The 21,490-nt window shown below is 51.6% G+C and carries 22 protein-coding genes; 14 read left to right on the top strand and 8 right to left on the bottom strand.

Annotated features, from left to right (window positions below; translation table 11 throughout):
• The first annotated feature begins 76 nt into the window (after nucleotides 1-76).
• From M0P74_05210 to M0P74_05195, 4 genes are all read left to right on the top strand, one after another.
• Nucleotides 77-286 (top strand): addiction module protein, encoded by a 210-nt coding sequence (locus M0P74_05210; protein ID MCK9362980.1) that lies wholly within the window; start codon nucleotides 77-79, stop codon nucleotides 284-286.
• Nucleotides 283-579, top strand: coding sequence for a type II toxin-antitoxin system RelE/ParE family toxin (locus M0P74_05205; GenBank protein MCK9362979.1), 297 nt, complete (start codon nucleotides 283-285; stop codon nucleotides 577-579). The genes M0P74_05210 and M0P74_05205 overlap by 4 nt, the downstream gene beginning before the upstream one ends.
• Before the next feature lie 660 nt (nucleotides 580-1,239).
• A complete protein-coding gene (locus tag M0P74_05200; GenBank protein MCK9362978.1) occupies nucleotides 1,240-1,974 on the top strand; it encodes a DUF2971 domain-containing protein in 735 nt (244 codons plus the stop codon).
• A gap of 70 nt (nucleotides 1,975-2,044) precedes the next feature.
• Entirely contained in the window at nucleotides 2,045-3,127 is a 1,083-nt protein-coding gene (locus M0P74_05195) for a S1C family serine protease (protein MCK9362977.1), read from the top strand.
• Nucleotides 3,128-3,287: 160 nt separating this feature from the next.
• Here the strand turns inward: M0P74_05195 and M0P74_05190 are convergent, their stop codons facing one another.
• Complete coding sequence (locus M0P74_05190) at nucleotides 3,288-3,878, bottom strand: hypothetical protein (GenBank protein MCK9362976.1); 591 nt, start codon at nucleotides 3,876-3,878, stop codon at nucleotides 3,288-3,290.
• Nucleotides 3,879-3,919: 41 nt separating this feature from the next.
• Here M0P74_05190 and M0P74_05185 point away from each other — a divergent pair, with 41 nt between their 5' ends.
• The 9 genes from M0P74_05185 (at nucleotide 3,920) to M0P74_05145 (ending at nucleotide 11,638) form a co-directional block, all read left to right on the top strand.
• Nucleotides 3,920-5,560: a DUF4080 domain-containing protein gene (locus tag M0P74_05185; GenBank protein MCK9362975.1), complete on the top strand. Its 1,641-nt coding sequence runs from the start codon at nucleotides 3,920-3,922 to the stop codon at nucleotides 5,558-5,560.
• Between the two features lie 58 nt (nucleotides 5,561-5,618).
• Nucleotides 5,619-5,837 (top strand): ribbon-helix-helix domain-containing protein, encoded by a 219-nt coding sequence (locus M0P74_05180; GenBank protein ID MCK9362974.1) that lies wholly within the window; start codon nucleotides 5,619-5,621, stop codon nucleotides 5,835-5,837.
• The gene (locus tag M0P74_05175; protein MCK9362973.1) at nucleotides 5,834-6,238 is read left to right on the top strand and encodes a putative toxin-antitoxin system toxin component, PIN family; all 405 of its coding nucleotides are present in this window, start codon (nucleotides 5,834-5,836) and stop codon (nucleotides 6,236-6,238) included. The genes M0P74_05180 and M0P74_05175 overlap by 4 nt, the downstream gene beginning before the upstream one ends.
• Before the next feature lie 418 nt (nucleotides 6,239-6,656).
• A complete protein-coding gene (locus tag M0P74_05170; GenBank protein ID MCK9362972.1) occupies nucleotides 6,657-7,460 on the top strand; it encodes a hypothetical protein in 804 nt (267 codons plus the stop codon).
• A 234-nt stretch (nucleotides 7,461-7,694) separates the two neighbouring features.
• Nucleotides 7,695-8,261 (top strand): phosphatase PAP2 family protein, encoded by a 567-nt coding sequence (locus tag M0P74_05165; protein MCK9362971.1) that lies wholly within the window; start codon nucleotides 7,695-7,697, stop codon nucleotides 8,259-8,261.
• 107 nt (nucleotides 8,262-8,368) lie between these two features.
• Nucleotides 8,369-8,872, top strand: a complete 504-nt coding sequence (locus M0P74_05160; protein MCK9362970.1) for a hypothetical protein — start codon at nucleotides 8,369-8,371, stop codon at nucleotides 8,870-8,872.
• Nucleotides 8,873-9,124: 252 nt separating this feature from the next.
• Nucleotides 9,125-9,919 carry a cation transporter gene (locus M0P74_05155; protein ID MCK9362969.1) on the top strand — a complete coding sequence of 265 codons (795 nt, stop codon included), beginning with the start codon at nucleotides 9,125-9,127 and terminating at the stop codon, nucleotides 9,917-9,919.
• A gap of 111 nt (nucleotides 9,920-10,030) precedes the next feature.
• A complete protein-coding gene (locus M0P74_05150; GenBank protein ID MCK9362968.1) occupies nucleotides 10,031-10,825 on the top strand; it encodes a class I SAM-dependent methyltransferase in 795 nt (264 codons plus the stop codon).
• Between the two features lie 297 nt (nucleotides 10,826-11,122).
• The gene (locus M0P74_05145; protein MCK9362967.1) at nucleotides 11,123-11,638 is read left to right on the top strand and encodes a GNAT family N-acetyltransferase; all 516 of its coding nucleotides are present in this window, start codon (nucleotides 11,123-11,125) and stop codon (nucleotides 11,636-11,638) included.
• Nucleotides 11,639-11,667: 29 nt separating this feature from the next.
• Here the strand turns inward: M0P74_05145 and M0P74_05140 are convergent, their stop codons facing one another.
• From M0P74_05140 to M0P74_05115, 6 genes are all read right to left on the bottom strand, one after another.
• Nucleotides 11,668-12,894, bottom strand: a complete 1,227-nt coding sequence (locus M0P74_05140) for a (Fe-S)-binding protein (protein ID MCK9362966.1) — start codon at nucleotides 12,892-12,894, stop codon at nucleotides 11,668-11,670.
• Nucleotides 12,895-13,046: 152 nt separating this feature from the next.
• A complete protein-coding gene (locus tag M0P74_05135) occupies nucleotides 13,047-14,435 on the bottom strand; it encodes an FAD-binding protein (protein MCK9362965.1) in 1,389 nt (462 codons plus the stop codon).
• A gap of 144 nt (nucleotides 14,436-14,579) precedes the next feature.
• A complete protein-coding gene (locus M0P74_05130) occupies nucleotides 14,580-14,870 on the bottom strand; it encodes a helix-turn-helix transcriptional regulator (protein ID MCK9362964.1) in 291 nt (96 codons plus the stop codon).
• Nucleotides 14,871-15,299: 429 nt separating this feature from the next.
• A complete protein-coding gene (locus M0P74_05125; protein ID MCK9362963.1) occupies nucleotides 15,300-15,632 on the bottom strand; it encodes a hypothetical protein in 333 nt (110 codons plus the stop codon).
• Nucleotides 15,633-15,685: 53 nt separating this feature from the next.
• Nucleotides 15,686-16,852, bottom strand: coding sequence for an IS4 family transposase (locus tag M0P74_05120; GenBank protein ID MCK9362962.1), 1,167 nt, complete (start codon nucleotides 16,850-16,852; stop codon nucleotides 15,686-15,688).
• Nucleotides 16,853-17,100: 248 nt separating this feature from the next.
• Nucleotides 17,101-18,246 carry a methyltransferase gene (locus M0P74_05115; protein ID MCK9362961.1) on the bottom strand — a complete coding sequence of 382 codons (1,146 nt, stop codon included), beginning with the start codon at nucleotides 18,244-18,246 and terminating at the stop codon, nucleotides 17,101-17,103.
• 189 nt (nucleotides 18,247-18,435) lie between these two features.
• Here M0P74_05115 and M0P74_05110 point away from each other — a divergent pair, with 189 nt between their 5' ends.
• Nucleotides 18,436-19,488: an AI-2E family transporter gene (locus M0P74_05110; GenBank protein MCK9362960.1), complete on the top strand. Its 1,053-nt coding sequence runs from the start codon at nucleotides 18,436-18,438 to the stop codon at nucleotides 19,486-19,488.
• Nucleotides 19,489-19,644: 156 nt separating this feature from the next.
• Here M0P74_05110 and M0P74_05105 read toward each other — a convergent pair whose 3' ends face one another.
• Nucleotides 19,645-21,324, bottom strand: a complete 1,680-nt coding sequence (locus M0P74_05105) for a DUF6178 family protein (GenBank protein MCK9362959.1) — start codon at nucleotides 21,322-21,324, stop codon at nucleotides 19,645-19,647.
• Nucleotides 21,325-21,490: the final 166 nt, after the last annotated feature.

Here is a 21,490-nt window from a genome sequence, read left to right as displayed (position 1 = left end):
TCGTGATAGTAAGCATACATGAGGGCAGTTGAAAATATTCCATACTAATACGTTGGCTATTGGGGAGGCGTTAAAGATGAACACCGAAATGCAGGAGTTACCTGTTGAAGAACGGATCAGGATAGTGGAAGATCTCTGGGACAGCATCGCCGCCGAACAAAAGTCTCTGGGGGTTACATCCAGACAAAGGGAGGAACTCGATCGACGTATAGACGCTTATGAAGCTGATGGGAATCGCGGTCGATTAGGTACGGAGGTTGTGGCTGATATCAGGCGCAAACTATGACCATCGATCTTCGTCTCCGACCGGAATCAGAGCAAGATTTAGCTGATGCGGCGGTTTGGTATGAGGAGCAACGGGATGGGATGGGTAATCAGTTCCTTGACGAGGTGCTCTCCGTTTTCTCAGTGATTTCAGAGACACCTCTAATGTTCCCCGTTGTGCACAGAAATATACGGCGTGCCCTGATTCATCGCTTTCCGTTTGGAGTTTATTATCGGGTAGAAAGCGACGGAATTGTTGTTGTCGCAGTAATGCATGGCAGCAGGGATCCACGTCAGTGGAAGAGCCGCACATAACCAGGCGCGCACCCTGACCGCTATTCCGCTGTGTTCCCTTGTCAGCCGATTCCCCATAATGCAAAAAAAGTTATGGGGTTCCGGTTGCGCTGATTTTTCCGGGGTCCTTCCTGAAAGCAGTAAAACGTCTCCCTTGAAGAAAATGCCTGATTTCGAACCGGAATAAATGATGCTGCGTTCTCAGCAATCATCATATAAAGATAGACACGCTAGATAGTTTATTTTTCACTGGACCACCCAATGGCCGGAAGCGGAGGGGCGGCTTCTTTTTCACGGGTACGCGCCCGGACAGGAGCGGGAGGCGCCCGGAGCGCTGGCCGCCTGGAGGTATTTGCTTCGCTTATAGAGAGCAACCCCTGTACCTGAAGTTGATACAGGAATCCGGGATGGTATGCAGGGCTCAAGCCCGGCGCAGACCGGCACGTTCTCAACAGGTCATTCTTCGCAAACAAGGGTAATTTTTGTATAGAAAAGCTGGAAGTATTGAAGTGTGGCCTTCTTCCTGCAAGAGAGTATCCAATGATTTTTGTTGATGTTGAATCTTGCAGATGGTATTCGTTCTTGACTACTGAAAGAGGGAATTTTCAACCCTTCCGGTTGACATAGAAATTTGGATAGTATTTCATTTTATAAATATAAAAGATAACTGTTTAAAATTTTATGGAAAAAATCACTTTATTCAAATTCAGGAGTATAAATAAATACTTAATAGATACTCTCGTTGGAGGGACTATATATTGTGCTCGACCGACCCGTTTAAATGATCCTTTTGATTGTCAAGTTGATATTAGAAAGGCCGTTGAGCATGCTATTTCTCTTTTATCAGGGAAGAAAAAACAGAATCTTGTAAAGCTCTCAAAGCCTAATGGCTTATTTGATAATATTCAAAAAGCTGTTAAGAGTGTTGGTATATGCTCTTTTTCTTCAGTTTTAGAGGAGCCGCTGCTTTGGTCGCATTATGCTAACGGGCACAAAGGTCTTTGTTTGACTTATGAAAGTCCATTTCAATCTTTTTTTGAACCATCAAAAACAATTGAAGGTGCAATTATACGAGTCGATTATGGCGAAAACCCACTAACAGAATGGCTCATAGAAAAGGCTCCTGAAAAGGCTAAAATAAATACAAAAAAATTTTCAAACGAGCTTGTGGAAAAGGTTCTATCTATAAAAGGAAAAGCATGGGGATATGAAAAAGAGGTACGGATAATTTGTGGGAAGGAAGGGGCGTTTCCCATCCCGAAAGAATATCTTAAACAAGTATGTTTTGGGATGAATGCAGCCGAGTCTGATATTAATCTAATAAAACAACTTTTAGACAATGCTGGATATTCCGTTGAATATTACCAAATCGAGCGAACGGAAAAAGACTTTGGAATTACGACTGTTAAAATGTAACCTTGCTCCAAGCAGCTATGTGTTGCGGCTGAAGAGCCCATTATGTTTCGGACAAGCGAAGGGAGGGTATATGAAAGGAATACAACTTAACACAATTCAAAAATACTTCCTGGTTTTTGTAGCATTATTAACCACTGCAAGTCTTTCTCATGCAGAAATGAAAACTTCCCAAATTGTAGAGAAATACTCTCAGTCTGTAGTAACTATTATTGCATTGGATGTAAATAATCAGCCATTATCTCTTGGTTCCGGGTTTTTTGTTAATGAAAATGGGGATATTGCAACTAATCACCACGTGCTCGCAGACTGTGCTAAAGCCATAATAAAAAACAACAAGGGTGAAACGGGGACTATTCTTCACATACTCAATTACGATCCACAATTAGATTTAATTATTGCTAAAACCTCGTTAAAATTCACCAAACCATTGCCTTTCGGTGATTCTGATACTGTTACGATAGGTGAAGACATCCTTGCAATAGGAAATCCGGCGGGATTAGAAGGAACTGTTTCAAAAGGTATAATAAGCGGTGTCAGGGAAGTTGATGATATTAAGTTCATTCAGATTACAGCCCCAATTTCTCCGGGCAGTAGTGGCGGCCCTGTCTTTGACTCGGCAGGAAAAGTTATTGGCATTGCAACCGCATACCTTACTTTTGGCCAAAACTTAAATTTCGCAATGCCAATCAATTATCTTAAATCCCTAAAGCCTAACAAACTAAACCTCGTTTCCTTGCCAAAAACCTCTAAAGAAAAAACTTTCCAGAAGGACGACACGTTAGTTCAAGTATTTGATGTTTTGCCTGATTTACATAATGGCGATTTAACACGGGTAGACTTTGCCATAAGAAACCTACACAGCTATCCCATAAAAAATGTCGAACTGTTTATTGTTTACAAAAATCACAAAGGAGAGATTATAAGCTACACATCCATGAGGATTAAAGAACCTATTTTGCCAAAGTTAGCGTTACAATTTTTCAATAATCACTATGTTAGAAACTTTGTTCAATGGGATCAGTCTCCAAGGCGTCTCGAACAAGGAGAAGTTGAAATTCGTATCTTAAATTATAAAATTGATAGAACCGCCGAACCTTCGCCAAAGAATGTGCCATTTAAGAAGAAGACAGGATTGGACTTATTAAGTAAATAGTTATGACTTGCGTAATTCTGGGGTACTGTCAACAAAATCGCTAATTCAAAAATCGCGATTATGATAAGTGCGGAAAATACAGTAGTGGATTTTCTGCACACTTCTCTGGCATCATAAGGTCCTTATTAATTCAATAAATATTTTCATGTTATAGGAGGTTTTATCCGCACCCCAATGAATATCTTCTTTGAAGATTTCTTTCCGTAATGGTTGTGGCCACCATATAGCTCACGGCAAGGACTTGTGAACACAAGCCACCCTGAAGGTATGATACCTTTTCAACTTGGGAAGTACGGAAAAGGGGCCTGCTTTGGGGAAAGGAGAGCGGATTGTCGACCGGACCAAGGACATGCTGATCGTGGGCGGCTTCAAGGTCTTTTCCAATCGGGTGGAGATCGACAAGAAAGTCCTGCGGAAAGAGACAAAATAGCAAGGCTCCGGAAATATCATCCACCGGAAGGAAGGAACATGCAGCAGGAATTAAATGATCTGGTTCACCGCCACAGGGAGAACGGCGTAATAAGCGGATAAATCGAGGTGCCAGAGAAAAATGATGATGACTACTTTTCCGTATAAAGACCCAGCCCAGGTTTTGCAGTTTGTCCTGGGTTACTTCGACAGATTGCAGGCCGATGCAGATATTTGCGCCACCTGGTTGAAACTGCGCGTCATCCGTGTGAATGTTTGAAAGTGCAACGGCTGCGGCCAGTGCCGTCCGGGTCTGCCGGGGCAAGGCCCGTGAGCTGGTCATACGGGCCGGATATGCGCATGAAAACGTCAGGAGGCAAAACAATGAAGCTGGTTTTAGCGGCCATCCATATCAAAGCATCTTCCCGGGCCATGCCGCTGGGTCCCGCAATGCTGGCCGCAATGCTGCGGAGATCTTTCGGGCGGAAGATCCAAACCCGCATCGTTAATCTCTTTTTAAATCAAAATGCTGTCGAGTGCGCAAACCAAATCCTCGCCTCAAATCCTGATTATGTAGGGTTTTCGATGTATGTTTGGAACCGCAGCCTGAGCCTGGAGGTTGCCTCGCTTCTGAAACAACGCCAACCGGGCCTTGTAATCTTCGCCGGCGGGGCCGAGGTTACGGCGGATCCGGTGGGCGTCGGGAGCGATCCTGCGCTGGATTTTGTTTTGGCCGGCGAAGGGGAAGAGCTTATCGTCGAGACCGTGGGCCGCCTTCTCGCGGGCGCGACGCCCCGGGAGATTGCGGCCTCCGCAAAACCGATTCCCGTCAAGGATCTTGCCACCCTGCCCTCCCCGTTTCTGGATGGCACGCTCCAACTGGCCGACTACAGCGGCGCGCTCTGGGAATTGTCCCGCGGCTGCCCCTTCGCCTGCGATTTCTGCTTCGAGTCCCGCGGCAGGTTGGGCATTCGCCGGGTTCCCCCGGACCGGGTGGAAGCCGAGCTGGAACTCTTCGCCGCTGCCGGTATCGGCGAGGTCTTCGTGCTGGACCCCACCTTCAACTACCACAAGGCCCGGGCGAAGCAGGTGCTGCGCCTGATCGCCTTGAAGGCTCCGGATATCCACTTTTTCTTCGAGATTCGCAGCGAATTCATCGACCGGGAAATGGCCCGGCTCTTTGCGACCATCCGGTGCTCCCTGCAGATCGGCCTGCAGAGCGTTCACGATAAGGTGCTCCAAAACATCGGCCGCAGTCTCGATATAGCCGATTTCGAGGCCAAGATCCTTCTCCTGCACAAGGCCGACGTCACCTATGGCTTCGACCTCATCTACGGTCTGCCCGGCGACTCCCTGGAAGGCTTCCGCGCGAGCGTTGATTTTGCCATGACCCTCGTTCCCAATCACATAGACATATTTTGCCTCGCCGTACTGCCGGGCACCCGCCTGGCCGAAACCGCACCGGCTCTGCATTTGGAACACGAGTCCGGCAGCCCCTATCAGGTGCTCGCCTCGCCGACCTTCAGCAGGGAGGACATGGCGCTGGCCGCCCAAATCGCTCAGGGCTGCGATGTTTTCTACAACCAAGGCCGGGCAGTGCCCTGGTTCGATATCATCCTGGAACCACTGGAAATGTCGCCGGCGGGTTTTTTTGAGCGCTTCGCCGCCTGGCTGGAAGCCCACCCCTCCGAGGACCTCACCCGAGGGCAACGGGATTTCGTCGCGTCTCTCTTTGAGGAAACAGGCAATTCCCTGCTGGGAAGAGTCGCCGCGGACATCATCAGCTACTTCGGCTACGCTGCCAAACTGATTGATGCCCAAACGACAGAGCCGGACCGCCAGGCCCCGCCTTCCTGCCGCGCAGTCTTCAACCATGACCCCACAGAATTACTGGCGCAGATGGAAGCCGGAACGATCAGCATTGAGGAACTCGTCTTCAGCCTGCCGGAAAAAGCCTGTGAAGCCGTTCTGTCTGTAAAGGACGGAATGATCGATATTCAGGTTTGCCTTACTTGCAATGTCTAAAAAAATCTGCTTGATGTAATCATGTATGTAGTGTATTGTAGTGCAGGAGGTAAAAAATATGAGAACCGTCTTGTCGGTAAGCTTGCCGGATAACATGGCTGCGGAACTTGAAGCCATTGCCAAAGCAATGGGCAGGAACAAGAGCGACATTGTAAAGGAATCATTGGGATTGTTTCTGTGGGAAACGAAGTTCCGCAATATAAGGAAGAAACTCTCCCCCAAGGCTAAGGCTGCCGGTGTTGTTACTGAAGAGGATGTCTTTAAGGCGGTATCGTGAAGGCAGTTTTCGATACGAACGTTCTTATCGCAGCCTTCCTCACGGAGGGAATCTGTGTCAAGCTCCTTATCCGGGCACGCAGGCGGGATTTCGACATGATTTTATGCGATGAAATACTTCATGAATTTAAGCGTGTCCTTAAGAAAAAATTTGCTGCCTCTCCTCATGAAATGTCCGAAGCACTGACTATTCTTTCTGCGGCAGCGCAAGATATTCTCGGACAGACTGATTCGATTGTGCCCATCTGCAGGGATTTGGATGACGACCTGATTCTGGCCTGTGCCAGAGATGCTGTTGCAGACTACGTCGTTACCGGAGATGAAGACTTATTGGTCTTGAAGAATTATGAGGGCATAAGCATCCTAAGCCCCAGGGAATTTGAGAAGCTTTTCCCAGATTGAGCAATGGCACATCCGTCAGCTTGCGTCAGTGCAATAGTAAGCCTGATTTGCCAAGCGATGACGATGTCGTCAGATTCAATACACTCGGGATAGTTCGACCGGAGATAAAAGAACCAGATTAGGCTGTCCAGCTCCCCTTCCATGTATCCCTCAATATATTGAGGTTCCACAAAATGTTGAGGCCAAATGAATCTTTTCATACTTTTCTGCTGTGCTCTCCTATTAATCTAACCATCCGTTATTAAAGGATTAAACCAACCTTCTGATTTTCCTTCGGCTATTGGCAGACAATTTGCTGTTACTATTTCCATGATCCTGATCATTTTACCCAAGGGCGAGTTCTTATCATTTTTCGGGGAAATGGGTTGACTTAACAAAGGGCTATGAAAGTTTTTTAACAGGGTAAAAAGGAGAAAAGGTGATGAAAAAATGGGGGATGATTGTTTTGCTCGGATGTCTTTTCGTAGTTCCATCTCTGGTTCAAGCTCAATCTCAAGCGGACAAGCTCTTCGAGCGGGTTTTCGGAAAAGAGGAGTCGAGGATTCGTCCCGAAGACCTGAGAGTTCTTCAGCTGGAGTTCTCTCCGGACCCTGTTCGGCAGGGACAGCGGGTGGTTTTCCAAGTAAATGTTGCAAATAGCTCCCGTCATTCCGGAAGAGTCACGCTCGCCATTAAGGACAAGAACGAGATCATCAGCGAGGGGGATGTTACTCTCAGGCCGGGGGATAATCAAGTCAGTTTTCCCGAAAGTTCTTATCGATTTTCCCGTTCCGACCACTGCTTCACCGTGGAGGCGGATATCGAACGCACCCGGAGTCCGATCGATGCATCGAGGGAGTTTTGCGCGAAAAGAACTAATTCGGGATGGACACTGAGCGATAAGGGGAGTGGGCCGCTGCCCCTGTACGTTGAAGAATTTGAGATGAATCCTGATCCTGCTACCCCTGGTCAGGAAATTCGCTTCAGGGTAAGACTCAAAAATGAGGGGAGGCCCATCCGCGGCCATGTCCGGATCCAGGACCGTGATCAGCTTGTGGCCCAGCTTGAGAATGTTTCTATCCCCCGGGGTTCCGCGGAATTCCAGTTCCCCCGCAGCCGGTATATTTTCCGGCGTTTTGATACTTGTTTCACTGTGCTGGTGGACGTTGAGAGAACCCCTTATCCAGTCGATGCGTCGAGGGAGTTTTGTGCGAAGCCCATGGGCTGGACCTTGAGACCCTGAAACGGATTTTTTAAGGACTTCTTCCTGCTATACGTAACAAAATGATGGTTGACAGATTATAGACAAGCGGTGATTATCTATTTGTTTTTTTATTCTACTATTGGCATGTCATTTGCGGTTATTTATATAGTCCTGATCATCTCACGCCAACGCGAGTTTTTAATCATGGACTGCTGTATGATCACTGACGGCCTAAAGCGCCGGAAGCCCTTAAACTCGGAGGACATTTCAACCATGAAGATTATTATGAATAGATACCTGCTTGTGTGCCTGATGGTCGCGACGCTTGGTTTGCACACCACCGCTGCTATGGCCGGGAAAGAACACGGACCTGATATCTGGGCGGCTGACATCTTGACGGGCGTTGTTCCCCTGACCGGCTTGGCTGTCGCCTACTTCACGGACGATACCGAGGGACAGAAAGAGTGGCTGCGCAACATCGTAGTGAACCAGGTTCTCACGTCCGCCCTCCGACTCGGATTCAACGAAACCAGCTGGGGAAGACGCCCTGATGGCAATGACTATGGTTTCCCCTCCGGTCACGTGGCCGCCGTGATGTCCGGCGCGACCTTCCTGGGCCAGCGCTACGGCTGGAAGTGGGGCGCGCCTGCTTACCTGGCGTCCGCATACGTCGCTTATGTTCGAGTTGACAATGACAAGCATCACTGGCGCGATGTCATTGCCTCCGGCGCGTTGGCATATGGCGTGGCCTTGCTCACGGTCACGCCCAAAAACGCGACCTTTGTGGCGCCGATTATCGGACCCAAGTTCATCGGCCTGCGCTGGCAGCGCTCCTTCTGACGGTCCAACTCCTCAGAGGCTGTTTTGCATTCGAAAGCGCACCTTCGCTTTACTTGAATGGTTGTGCTTCGTTAAACATAACGTCGTTTCTTTGGAAGAAACATGCCATGTTCTCAATCTTGCCCCTTCCTCGCCGGTCTCTTCTCGCGGTATTGTTCTCACTGCTGACAGTCCTTACATTGTTATCGTGCGCCGCTCACCGTCCTCCTCACACTGCGGAACTTGTCCCCTTTACCAGTGACGGCTGCAGTCTCTTCCCTGACGGCACATTCAAGGATCGGGACAAGTGGTGCGACTGTTGCCAGAACCATGACCTCGCCTACTGGCAAGGCGGGAGCGCCGACGAACGTAAACAGGCCGACGCGACCCTGCGCGACTGCGTGCTGGCGCGGACCAACGACCAGCGACTGGCGGAAACCATGTACCTCGGTGTGCGCGCGGGCGGGCACCCATACTTCCCCACCTGGTATCGGTGGGGCTATGGCTGGCCTTACGGCCGCGGCTATCAGCCGCTTTCGAACGGAGAAAGATTACAAGTTCAACAACAGATCGCTGCTTATGCTCAACGACATCCGGCGGGATATTGCGTTGAAAAAAATAAGGAACATTAACAGTCTGCTGAAAAACTCCCTTACTGACTACAATAAATAACAGATGACTTATTGATATAAACGATGTTATGGACTCGCCGGATGAGGAAATAACTGACAGCTTTGGCGTATGCACTGAATCGGCTTGAGCGGCGCCGTTCCGGTAAAAAACTGTGGCTCGAATTTCTGGGATGGGGGCGCAGAAGCGCTCAACGGCGCTGGCGGCGCTGCGGCGTGGTTGATTAAGACAAAAAGAAGAGCGGTGAAAAAATTATGCTGAAAACGACATTCAACATATCCCGGATGGACTGCCCGGCTGAAGAGCAGATGATACGGATGAAACTGGCTGGTCTGACTGACATCCAATCCCTGCAGTTTGATATACCGGGCCGCAGGTTGGAGGTATGCCATGCGGGCAGCTATGACAGCATCCTTACGGCCCTCGGCAGTCTCCAGCTTGACACCAAATTTGTTTCCTCGGAAGAGATTGATATACAGGACCGAAAAGAGAGCCACCGCCAGGAAAGAGGGATCCTCTGGCAAGTCCTCGCCATCAACTTTTTCTTTTTTATCCTGGAAATGCTCACGGGTTTTGTCGCTGATTCCATGGGGCTTGTTGCTGACAGTCTGGATATGCTGGCTGACAGCCTTGTCTATGCGCTTTCGCTGTTTGCTGTCGGGAAAGCGGTCTCACGGAAAAAAAATATTGCCAAAGCCGCAGGTTATTTCCAACTGGCGCTGGCCGTTTTGGGGTTTGCCGAGGTTATCAGGCGTTTCTGGGGGCGCACAGAGATGCCCGATTTTTCCCTGATGATTATTATCTCGCTGCTCGCGCTGGCCGGCAATGCAATTTGTCTTAAACTGCTTCAGCAGTCCAAGAGTAAAGACGCTCATATGCAGGCGAGCATGATCTTCACGTCGATGGATGTAATTGCCAACCTCGGCGTTATTGCCGCGGGCGTGATTGTATATCTGACAGGATCGAAACTGCCTGACCTGGCAGTCGGAACGATCGTTTTCATCCTTGTCGGAAGGGGAGCGTATAGAATTCTTCAATTATCGAAGTGACTTTTCCCTTGTGACTGAAGACAGGAAGCTGATATCCAAAATCTTTTCTTTGTCTAACCGGGCGGTTGTCCGCAAAACAGCAACTGCCATAAAATATCCGGAGGAAAAACGATGAAGTCCCCAGATTTCAGCCGCAAGGTCAAACAGAGCGTCGCCGCCAATTTCGATCAAAGCTTTGCAATTTACCAGGATTTTGAAGACAAGCATCACTTATTTGCGGAAATGGCGGGACAACTGGCTGACTGGGTCGGCGTGCGTCCCGGTTCAGCGGTTCTGGATTTGGGCTGCGGTAGCGGCATTTCGGCGCGCGTCCTTTGCGAACGTTACGGATGCCGGGTTCTGGGGATAGATCTGTCGCCGAAAATGGTTGAGGCTGGCCAAAAGCGACTGGGCGATCTCGAAGATGTCCGTCTCGTGGTGGGCGACGGTGAGGCTCCCGGCACAGCGGCGGGGGAGGAACGCTTCGACTATGTACTCTACAATGCCTCCATTTTCGTTTTTCCCGATGTTGCTCAAGCCGTCCGGGAAGCGGCTCAATGTCTGAAAGCAGGAGGAGAAATGGCCTTTTCCTTCTATCCTCTGCTTGTCGGCCCGCAGGACGAGGATCTGCTGGACGAGGCGTTTCGGAGAACCGGGTACACCCCTCCCAAATTCCGGGTGATCGCCAGTTACGAAGCGACGTGCCGGGCGCTGGCAGAACATAAGGGGCCGGTAAGCCACTACCGTTGGGTACAGCCGCTGGATATCGAGTTTCTGAAAGATTTCTTTTCCATCCCCGCCCAATCCTCCTCGCTTTTTCCAGGACTCGACTACGAAGAGCGCCGTAACCGGGCATGTTCGTTATTTGACTCCCTCGCGGATGTTGCGGACGGGGGTTCGGTGGTCTGGCGGATGGCAAAAGCATAATTACGGCAGCTACTTGTTAGTTCCTCTGCCCGGAGGCCTCCCTGAATGTAGAGCCATTTATTGCCGCGGCTTTTCTGCAAACACGCCTCCTTGAACATTTACCCTCCGCCGGGAAAATTTTCTTGACAGACGCGCCGGCTTTTTACTATGAATAAACCGTAATCTTCCCAAACACATCGCGGCATAAGGCCTCTCTCTTTCGTCCAGACGTTTATGATTTCGCCGAACTGCCCATTAGGGAGACAGCACGGCGGTTAAAGTGTTGACCGGTCAACTTTTGCGAAGGAGGTGCACAGTATGGACGATTTGAAAAGCGAAGTGATTGTTCAGAAGATGCTTATCGAAGACGTTGACGCCGTTTTGGGGATTGACAGGAAGATAAGGAGGATCGGGGAGGCGATTACCTATCTCCACGCGACGACGGAGTCTATCCTGACCATCGACAGGATCGGTCGTGGGAAAAACGCGAGCAGCTATGCGGACATGATTACCGGAGACATCGCCGGGATGCTGGAGACAAGCTTTGTCGCGAAAATGAATGGCAAGGTAGCGGGATTCATTATCAGCCGCAAGGCCTCCATCGGCGAGCCGCCGACGGAGATAGGACTTATCCTGATTATGGGGGTAACCCCCGAGCATTGGGGCAAGGGGTTAGCGAAAAAACTGGCCGACGCGCTGATCGAAAAATACAAATCACTGGGGGTCAGGGAGCTCCGGATACCGATTGACGAGCGTGATATGCAGCTTCGTGATTTCTTCAGCAAAATGGGATTTGGCGTCGGTCACATGATCGATTACGCCAAAAAATTATAAATATCTGTGAAGATACGCCCGTTGTGACTTCAGAGCACTTGGCTTATATGGACGGCTTTGAACATCCCGCCGGAGGCCTCAGCCGCCTTGGAAAGCTGAATCAGGCAGCCGGGGCAGTCGGTTACGACCAGAGAAGCGCCTGTTGCTTCGATATTTTTTTGTTTATTTGCCAGAATCTTGGCCGCTGTGTCGGGGTGATCAACATGAAACGAGCCGGCGCCGCCGCAGCAGACATTGGCCCCGTTCATCTCGACGAAATTCCCCGCTTTGCGGAGCAGCTCGCGCGGCTCTTTCGTTATTCCCTGGCCGCGCGCCAGGTGACAGGGATCGTGATAGGTCAAAACCGCGTTTGTCCTCTGGCGTGGGGTGTAACCAGCCTTCGCGAGATATTCGGTCAGGTCCATAACCTTTTTGCTGAATCTTTCCGCCTTTTCCTTCATCTCCGGATCGTTCGTGAAGAACGAGCCGTAATTTTTAAGGGTCGCGCCGCAGCTTGCGCAATCCGTTACGACAACCTCGGCGTCAGCGAAGATTTTAATGTTTTTACGGGCAAGGGCGAGAAAATCCTGCCGTTCGCCGTGGGCGAGATGGGGCAGGCCGCAGCAGACGTTCTTTTTTTCAACCAGGGGGGCGGTGGTTCCGATTATTTCCCGACTTTGGGCGGCGGCTTCGGGGAACATCATCTCCATGCCGCAGCCGTGAAAATAGGAAACGGGGGTGTCCTTAGTCACTGTTTTGTCGGAGGGAGGGACCTTCCGGCCGAGGGCGGCGGGTCCCGCGAACGAAACCAGAAAATGGGAGCGGGTGTACTCCTCCGGCGCCATGCCGTGCGGGACGAGACGATTGAGGCCGGTGCGGCGCAGCAGCGCCAGGGTTTTTGCCGCCGCCGAGACAACCCCCCGCCGCTTCAGGATGCCGCCGACTATTCTGTATTCCAGATTTGGTCCGCCGAACAGATCAACCAGGTGCTGGCGGACATCAACCATCGCCTCGTCGGTAGGAACATTGGCCGGGCAGATTTCCACACAGGCCCGGCACAACAGACAGAAATCGACCGCCTTTTGCAAGGCCCTGGTCGGTTTTAATCCCCCCCGGGCAAGGGCGAGAACAAGCGAATTTTTTCCCCTTGCCCCGGTCGCTTCGATTTCCTTTACCCCGAAGAGCGGGCAAACCGTCAGGCAAGAGCCGCAGCGGTCACAACTGTGTATTCTTTTTGCCGCCGCCTCAAGGAGCGTGCCATTGGCTTCTTTCTCCATTGTCTCCTCTTCTTGATCTTTCACTCAAAAATGCATGCATAAATTGATGATTTATAGTGGTTTATTTATTAGGCGGCCGCTGCGGACGCGACTTAAGCGCGTCCCTCCCTTGCCTTGATCCTTCTTTGTGACGGAGCGCCGTCACGAGTGTTTCACCATATTTTCCCGGGGTTGAGTAAACCCTTTGGATCGAGCGCTGCCTTGACAGCCTTCATCGTTTTGAGGGCGATGTCGCCTACGGCATTGGCAAAGTACGGCTGCTTGGTGATTCCGATGCCGTGCTCCCCGGAAAGGGTGCCGCCGACGCTGAGTGCCGCGGCGAAGATCTCTTCAATCGCCTGGTGCACCTTTTCCTTTACACCCGGCAGGGAAATGTCGCAGAGGATCGACGGATGAAGGTTCCCGTCGCCGGCGTGGCCGTAAACCGCGATGAGCAGATCATGTTTTTCCCCAATCTTTTTGATCAGTCGCACGACCTCGGGAAACGCGTCGCGGGGAACGGAGATGTCCTCGCTGAAATGGTCGGGGGCGAGGGTGGAAATGGCCGAGCTGATCTCCCGGCGGATCGCCCACAGTTCGTCTGCCTCCTGCTGCGAGCCGGCGGCGCGAAACAAAAGCGCCCCGCAGGATTGGGCGACGTTCTTTATTTTGTTTGTCTGTGAATCCAAAGACGGATCATCATTTCCGTCTATTTCGATGATGACCGCGGCGGCAGCGTCGGCGGGGAGCGTCATGTTCCGCCGTTCGGCCGCGATTGTCAGGCAGGTTTTGTCAAGTATTTCCGAGGCGGCCGGGACAATGCCCGCCTGCAGCATATCGTGGATCATCCGGCAGCCGTCGTCGAGCGAGGCGAACATGACCTGCAGCGTGCCCCGTTTTTCCGGCATCGCAATCAGCCGCATCAGCACCCGGGTGATCACGCCGAGAGTTCCCTCGGAACCGACAAAGATGCTCGTCAGATCGTACCCGGTGACATTTTTGATCATCTTGCCGCCGGTATGCAGGATCGAGCCGTCAGCCAGCACCACCTCGAGCCCCATCACATAGTTTTTTGTCACCCCGTACTTGACGGCTCGCATACCGCCGGAGTTTTCCGCCACATTGCCGCCGATCGTCGAAAATTTCCAACTGGCCGGATCGGGGGGATAGAAAAGTCCCTTGGCGGCGCAGCAGTCGTAGAGGTCAACCGTGCGGACGCCGGCCTCGGCTGTAACCATCATGTTGCGTTCGTCGAGCTCGACGATTTGTTTCATCCGGTCCAGCGAAAGGGCAATGCCGCCCTTGAGCGGGATGCTGCCCCCGGTGCGGCCGCTTGCGGCGCCCCGCGGCGTTACGAAGATTTCATGTTCCGAGGCGATTGCCATGACCCGCGACACCTCGTCCGTGGTCAGAGGGCGGACAACCAGCTCCGGTTTGTTGAGAGGCACAAGCGGGACGAATGATGAATCGTATGAGTAGCCGAAAAGATCAAGCTCGGCAGTGAGTACGTTTTCGGCGCCAACAACATCCCGGATTTTCTGAGTTATCGCAGCAGGTATCATTTTTGCGGAGCCTCCTTTCAGACGGGCAAGATTTAGCACAATCCACCCGGAGATATTAAGCATAATGGATTGCCCGGCGCCTCCAACGGAGGAGCCAGCTAAGCGAGTAGTGCCAAGGGGAAAAACGTCTCTTTCGTGGCGGAACTATCTCGGCACAAACTCGATTTTGAGTTTGCACCCTACAGCCTCGGCATACCGGCGCAACGTGACGATGGATGGAGAATGGTGTTTGCTACCCCCTCCAGCCTCGATCCGGGCCACGGCGGGCGCTTTCGTCCCCATGCGGGCGGCAATTTCCACCTGGGTAAGGCCGGCGCGTTTACGGGCCTTGAGAACCTCGTCGAAAAGAGCGAATTCCTCCTCCAAGGCATCGTACTCGGCCTTGAATTTTGGGTCTTTCATCCAATAGGCAACCATTTCATCGTGTGTTTTCATGCTTAACCTCCAACAATCGCTTCCTGCCTGTTTCCAGTTCGTGAAGTGGCGTTTTGTTCGTCTTTTTTATGAAGGCATGAAGGATAACGATTCTTCGTTCCTTGACTGTACAAAAAAAGGCGCGTCCGATCCCCTCCCTGCCGGTGGCCCGAATTTCGAACAGCTCCCCTCCTAAGAAACGGGTCATGGGCATCCCCAGGTTGGGCCCATGGATTTTCATCCTTTCCGTGATCCTTGCATAGAAAGCTCGAATGCCGGGAGGCCAGCCATCAACGGCTGACCGTACATGCTCGCTGTAATATTCGATCACCCATGTCATAGCTTATAACTTAACAAATATGTTAATACACGTCAAGCCGAAATTCCCTTTGGATAGAATCGGGAATGGTAAAATATGAACCCGTGCCCAATCCTACCGTAATAATATTGTTACTGTTTCTCAAGCTCTACGATAACTTGCCACGCTGGAAATAAGTGGCGCCAATATTTTTCATAAGCTTCGAAATTTAGTTTTCCAATTAAGAATCCAAGATCATTGTCTATATGCAATATCTTTGAAATTACGCTGTCAACATGCTCTATAACATGACTTGCAATTAGCAGGCTTACTGATTCTCTTTGAATTGGCCAAGGGAAAATGTTCAGATCATGAATGATGTCTACTTTTGGCAATTTTCTGACATCGATTCCGATAAAACCATCAATTTTGCTGGGACCACAACCGATATCATAATTACCCCCCCCATTTCTGTAAATAATCACTATTAGATAACGCCGACTTGCTTTTTACTACCGCTACCACTGCTGTCCCAACGTTAATCGAATAGATTCAATTGGTTGCTGGGATAGTCCTCTTGGTTTGTGTAGATGACATTTGAAAGTGCTTGATAAATTGGCGTTTTCTCGAAAAGAGTTACACTCAGAATCTGTAGAATTGTGTAGAGACTTTGGTCCAGCTTCAAGGTTTTCTTTACGATGGCCACAAGAACGTAAATCGAGATGGCGATCCAGACCTGGGTCTTGACGGCATTCTCGGTGGTACCATAAAAAGCCTTGATCCGGAGATGTTGTTTGATCCACTTGAAAAACAACTCCACCTGCCAGCGGCAGCGATAAAGATCGGCAATCGTAATGGCAGGCAGGACGAAGTTGTTGGTCAGAAACACAAACGTTTTCTTGTTCTTTGAATCGAAGTAGCGGATGCGTCGAAGTTTTTCCGGATAATCCTTTTTTGCGTAGCGCCCTTTGAGGACGACAATCTGATCGCATTGGACGCCAGTTGATTTGTCGACGGGATTGGAGTAGAGCCGTGTTCGGCTGAAGTTTACTTTCGCCCGAGTGACAAAAAAGGCCGATGCCTGATGGATTTTGTAGAGACGGGAAAAATCGAGATAGCCGCGATCCATGATATAGATAGCCCCAAGCTCGATGATCAATTGGTCGAGGATATTTACATCGTGGACTTTTCCCGTGGTTATGATGATCACAGTAGGAATGTTCCCGTGCAGATCCAGAAGGGTATGGAGTTTTACTGCTCCTTTGCGTTTCCGGAACTCGGCCCAGGGGAAAAGGGCCAGACAGAGGTCGATGGTCGTAGAGTCCAGGGCATAGACCGCTTGAGCCAGTTCGATGCCGAAAAAATCGGCGGCGTAAAGTTTTCTGGCTTTTGCGATGAGGATTTGAGCGAAGTCGGCATAAATCAGCCAGTTCCTGGTCTGGTTGGCATTGGCAAGAGTATTGCGGGAGACCTTTCCCCGAATGCCTAGGTGATAAAGTTTGGACTGGGTTGCCCGCAGACAGACCTGGATATCTCGCAGGCTTTCGCGAAAAGTAAGCTGGGCGAAGGCCATGCAGAGGTACTGGTCCCAGCAGGAAAAGCTGATCACCTTGTGATTGCCGTTGTATCGATCGACGCATTTTCGGAACTCGTATGCGGGAACAAAGTCCATCAACTGGGCAAAGATCGTTTTCCCGGAATTCATGTGCTGCCTCCTCATTCATTGATGAGAGATACTGGCACACTCCGGAAATAAATTTCAAATCGATAAATGGCATTTTACGTTAATTACAAATAAATTTTAACAAGTTAAGGCACTATTAAAAATAAACGTTGGGACAGCAGTGTACCGCTACATTGATTTTTGACATTTTCCTCTCCTTGATGCTTATTGTTAAATACTTATCCGGGTCGAAATTGCGGGAATGCCTGAAAAATAGAACCATCCCTTTTTCAGTAAAGGGGATATTCAAGGAGACGGCATTCGATCGCACCGTTGTAAAAGGGGATGCGCCTTTTTGTCCGTAGGCCGATGCTCTTGGCCAAAGTCAGGTTGCCGGTGAAGATGAAGCCGCTGCACCCCTTTCCGCGCTGCTTGAAGAAATCGCCAATTTCCTTGTACAGCCCTCCCAGCGTTGCAATGTCCCCGGTTCTCTCCCCGTAGGGCGGGTTGACGACGATCACGCCGCCGCCGGGGACGGGCGTCTCGGCAAGCGGGCAGACGTTGAATTCGATGGCCTGCTCCACGCCGGCGGTCTTGGCGTTTTGTCTCGCCGCGGCGATTGCCTCCGGATCGATATCCGCAGCGACGATCCGGGCATTGCTTTGATGTTTTGCGGCTCGCGCGTGCAGACGGAGTTTCCGCCACTCGACTGGGTCGAACCCCCGCAGATGGTGAAACCCATAATTGCTCCGGAGCAATCCCGGCGCCATCCCCTCAGCCTGAAGCGCCGCCTCAATCGCGAGCGTGCCGCTGCCGCACATGGGATTTATAAAAAATCCTGTTTTGTCCCAGCCGGTTGCGGCGATAACCGCGGCGGCCAGGGTTTCGCGCATCGGCGCCGCGAGCGGAATCTTGCGGTAGCCCCGCCGGGAAAGCGGCTCGCCGGAGGTATCGAGATAAACCTCGACGTCGTTCTCTCGCCAGAAGACATGCACGACCGCCTTGTCCCGCGTCGGTCCGGAATCGGGTCTTCTGCCCCGCCTCTCCAGCATCCGATCCACTATCGCGTCTTTTGTCTTCTGGTTGACGAAGCGGGTGTCGGTAATGGACGGGGTGTCCACCGTCGAGGTGACGCACAGATAGGCGTGTTCTCCCCGATCCCAGAGGATATCCTCCCAAGAGATCCCCCGCACCCCCCGGTAGAGGTCGAAGGGATTGTTCGCGCGGAAGGTTTTGAGCCGGTACAAAACCCGATGCCCCGTCCGCAGGTGCAGATTGAGACGCATAGTGTCGGCGAGCGTACCCTGCGTCTCGACGGATGCTTCACCCTCCTTCAGAGCGGAAAAACCGAGGGCGCGGACTTCCCCGGCCAGCCACGGAGCGATTCCCTTCGGGCAGGTGATCAGTATTTTTTCTTTATAATCGTTAAGCGGCATCGGCTGGTCTCCTCAAAAATCGTTTGCTATCTTCGCCGGAAGCAGGTAGAAAATCAAGCTGTTTTAATGGTAAGGGGAAGACAGCCGGCAAGGGGGCTGCTCTTGCAACGCTGAGAATATCAATGCTTTTTGCCGCAGGAGGCGAAAGCTGAGAAGATCAATGCTTTTTGCCGCAGGAGGCGAAAAAAGATGGAACCCAAAAAAAATAGTAATATTCCCTTTTTGATCCTGTTGTGGTTTGTGACGCTCCTTTTTTTCTGGCTGCTGAAACCCTTTTTCTTCCCGATATTCTGGGCCGCTGTCATCGCCGGCATTGCCCGCCCTTTGTACTTCCGGATAAACAACCGGCTTGGGCGCCCAACCCTGAGTCTATCGCTGCTCTTTATTGCCATTGTGTTTGTCCTGCTGGTTCCGCTGGCGGGGCTGGGGGTGATGATTTTTGATGAATCCGCGGCCCTGTATCAGATGGCGAAGCCCGGAGAAAACAGCATCAACGCCGGTTTTCAGCGGATTATCGACGCATTTACGGACAACTACTTCGCCCGGCTGGCCGGCGTAAACCGGGAGATGGTGCTTGCCAAGGCGACTGACGCGGTGCGATCACTGGCGAATTATCTTGTGATCCATCTGACGAGTATCACGCAAAACACCCTCGGCACGCTGGTCCAGTTCGGCATCATGCTCTACACCCTCTTTTTTTTCCTGCGGGATGGAGAGAGGTTTATGTCTATGGCGGCAAAAATCCTGCCTGGCGATGAGGAACAGCAGAATTTCCTCTTCAAGCAGTTTATTGCTACGGCCCGCTCGACGCTGAAGGCGACGCTGATCATCGGCGGCATCCAGGGGGCAATCGGGGCGGTTATCTTTTTGATCGCCGGGGTAAAGGGGGCGTTTATCTGGGGCGCGCTGATGGTCGTCATGTCAATCGTGCCTGTTGTCGGCTGCACGATCATCTGGGCGCCGGCCGGCATCATCATGCTGTTACTGGACAATGTCTGGGAGGGAATCCTGATCCTCGCCGCCGGCTTTTTTCTGATCAGCACGGTGGACAATCTGCTCCGCCCGATTCTGGTTGGCCGGGACGTGGAGATGCACCCGCTTTTAATCTTTCTTTCGACGCTCGGCGGGATCGCCCTGTTCGGTTTTTCCGGATTCGTCATCGGCCCGGTTGTTACCGCACTTTTGATTGCCGTCTGGGAGATGCGCGAGAAGTTTTACCAGAAAAAGCTCTATAATCGCTGAACGTCTGCCGGAAGTCATGACGCTTATGACTTCGAGGCTTGCATTAGGCGTGGTCGGGGCGTTTTTTACCTTTGAAAAAGCATCCGAAATTCTTGCGGACCAGAAGGGAAAGGGCGGGGAGATATTCCCCTCCCTTTCCAACTGGTCTTCCCTGTTCTACAGGGCAATTAGCAGGAACGGGGAGTAGCGCCCTTCCAGGTCGTTTTCGGCGATATTTTTGTATTCCTCAGAAAATTCCTCCCAGATCAGCTCCAGCGCCGCGCGCAGGGCGTTTGCCGCATCTGGTTCAAAATCGGGAGCTCCTTCCAAAAAAGCGTTTATAAACAAATTTTTATATGACAGCATCCGATACGGGGGGTGTTCTTCCCCTTGACGAAGCGAGTGGAAGAACCGGCCGGCGTCGCTGCGCGAAAGGGGGGCAAACGACTGGCCGCCGTCCAGAATTTTGTGCGCCCAGCGGGTGAACAGCAGGGAGTGAACGTCCTTACGTTCGGCAAGTCGGAACTGATCATCGCGGCTGACGGGCGACAGGCGGGCGAGCAGTCGGTCGAGAGCCTGCATCATTCGGAGCTGCTCTCGGGCGTCATCCAGCTCCTCTATACTGACAAATTCCTTGAAGGGTTCGTTATTTTTATCGCCAGCGAAAAAGCGGGGGCGCTCCAAAAGCAGGCCGTCCAAAGTGTTGCCCCAGGGGCTTCCCCAGAACTCGTTTTTCCAGCCTTGGCCGAAGAACCAGCTTTCCTGCCACCACCGTTTTGCGTCCCGTTGCAGGCCGACCGCAAAACCGTATCCGGTGCGAAAGAGCGTCAAAAGGGAGTGTTTGCGCAAAAGATTTTCCGCTGCGGCGCTATCCTTGCCGCAGAGACGCTCCAGAACGATATTCAAGTATCCTGCTGCCTGTTTGCAGGAAGCGGCAAGAACATCCGGATCGGAGAGCTCGGGGAAGTTTCCGGCGGCGATAATCCGGTTGGAAAGATCGGCGAATTCCAGAGAGATGCGGTCAAAGAGCAGGGGATCGGAAATACGGGAAAAAGAGAGGGAAAGCAGACTCTCCTTGGCAACCTGTAAAAGCGGCAGCGTGGGGATCAGCTCGTTTTCGCTCTGGTCAAAGAGTTTGCCGGGCGCAAGCGGCAGCGTTTCCGCGTCGAGGGCAGACACGGCAAGCGGGGCGTAAACGGCAATCGCCTCTGCAAACGGGAGAAAACCATGCTCGGCGATGCGGTTGTTCCGCAGGCGGTACAACTCCTCCTCCGCCTCGGTGGGGCTGAGCGCGGCAAGACTGAAGAGCAGTTCCTGATACTCTTCGTGGTCGTTCTTTCCCAGAAGGGAAAGCAGCTCCTCGATCGTCTCCTGGTCCTCTTCGTGAAAGGCCTTGATGTAGAACCGTCCATCCAGCGTAAACCAGGTGTTCGGGAGGTCCGTGTTATCATCCTCGTCCTTGATGATCACCTCGGCCATGCGGAACAAGAGCAGTGACAGAAATGTCTGCTCCTCCCCGAAGAGCCAGGCGGAAAGCTGTTCCGGATTGGCTTCGGCAAGGATTTTCAGCCAGGCAAGGGCCTTTTCCGGGGACAACAGATCCTTGCGCCAGACATCGAGATCAACCAGATACTGCCATTGTTCTTCGCTCGCAACTTCAAGTAGGGCAAGGCAGTCCTCTGCGCCGATTCGCTTGATGATCCAGAAAAGATCCTCGGCGGGCAGGCTCTGCACAAGCTCTCCGGGGTTATCGCTGTCCAAAATGCGCTGGAGCAGCTTGTCGCCGGGAAGCGACAGCAAATCAGGATCAACGGTTCTTGCAGCAAGACGTTTCGATGTGGTTAACAATTCAGTCACTATTCATGTCTCCTTTTCCGCATTTCCGCTGCGGAGTTTTGTAAATAACTGATATTCTTTGTAATTATTTTAAATGTAATATAACAACGATAAAACAACTGTCAAGATAAACGGGCGTCAGGGGGATCAAGACCCGACCTCATGCGGGCCGCAAGAAGGCAGGGAC

The sequence above is a fragment of the Syntrophales bacterium genome, from assembly GCA_023229765.1.
Lineage (GTDB): Bacteria > Desulfobacterota > Syntrophia > Syntrophales > UBA5619 > DYTH01.
Note: the sequence above shows the minus strand (reverse complement) of the source record. Positions and strands in the feature narration are given on the sequence as shown.

Excerpts from the sequence above, each read along its gene's own strand:
- M0P74_05145 (MCK9362967.1), top strand. The coding sequence starts at position 11,123 with ATGGACGATTTGAAAAGCGAAGTGATTGTTCAGAAGATGCTTATCGAA.
- M0P74_05110 (MCK9362960.1), top strand. The coding sequence starts at position 18,436 with ATGGAACCCAAAAAAAATAGTAATATTCCCTTTTTGATCCTGTTGTGG.
- M0P74_05150 (MCK9362968.1), top strand. The coding sequence starts at position 10,031 with ATGAAGTCCCCAGATTTCAGCCGCAAGGTCAAACAGAGCGTCGCCGCC.
- M0P74_05200 (MCK9362978.1), top strand. The coding sequence starts at position 1,240 with ATGGAAAAAATCACTTTATTCAAATTCAGGAGTATAAATAAATACTTA.
- M0P74_05180 (MCK9362974.1), top strand. The coding sequence starts at position 5,619 with ATGAGAACCGTCTTGTCGGTAAGCTTGCCGGATAACATGGCTGCGGAA.
- M0P74_05160 (MCK9362970.1), top strand. The coding sequence starts at position 8,369 with ATGTTCTCAATCTTGCCCCTTCCTCGCCGGTCTCTTCTCGCGGTATTG.
- M0P74_05115 (MCK9362961.1), bottom strand. The coding sequence starts at position 18,246 with ATGCCGCTTAACGATTATAAAGAAAAAATACTGATCACCTGCCCGAAG.
- M0P74_05155 (MCK9362969.1), top strand. The coding sequence starts at position 9,125 with ATGCTGAAAACGACATTCAACATATCCCGGATGGACTGCCCGGCTGAA.
- M0P74_05195 (MCK9362977.1), top strand. The coding sequence starts at position 2,045 with ATGAAAGGAATACAACTTAACACAATTCAAAAATACTTCCTGGTTTTT.
- M0P74_05205 (MCK9362979.1), top strand. The coding sequence starts at position 283 with ATGACCATCGATCTTCGTCTCCGACCGGAATCAGAGCAAGATTTAGCT.
- M0P74_05120 (MCK9362962.1), bottom strand. The coding sequence starts at position 16,852 with ATGAATTCCGGGAAAACGATCTTTGCCCAGTTGATGGACTTTGTTCCC.
- M0P74_05135 (MCK9362965.1), bottom strand. The coding sequence starts at position 14,435 with ATGATACCTGCTGCGATAACTCAGAAAATCCGGGATGTTGTTGGCGCC.
- M0P74_05185 (MCK9362975.1), top strand. The coding sequence starts at position 3,920 with ATGAAGCTGGTTTTAGCGGCCATCCATATCAAAGCATCTTCCCGGGCC.
- M0P74_05210 (MCK9362980.1), top strand. The coding sequence starts at position 77 with ATGAACACCGAAATGCAGGAGTTACCTGTTGAAGAACGGATCAGGATA.
- M0P74_05190 (MCK9362976.1), bottom strand. The coding sequence starts at position 3,878 with ATGACCAGCTCACGGGCCTTGCCCCGGCAGACCCGGACGGCACTGGCC.
- M0P74_05165 (MCK9362971.1), top strand. The coding sequence starts at position 7,695 with ATGAAGATTATTATGAATAGATACCTGCTTGTGTGCCTGATGGTCGCG.
- M0P74_05140 (MCK9362966.1), bottom strand. The coding sequence starts at position 12,894 with ATGGAGAAAGAAGCCAATGGCACGCTCCTTGAGGCGGCGGCAAAAAGA.
- M0P74_05130 (MCK9362964.1), bottom strand. The coding sequence starts at position 14,870 with ATGAAAACACACGATGAAATGGTTGCCTATTGGATGAAAGACCCAAAA.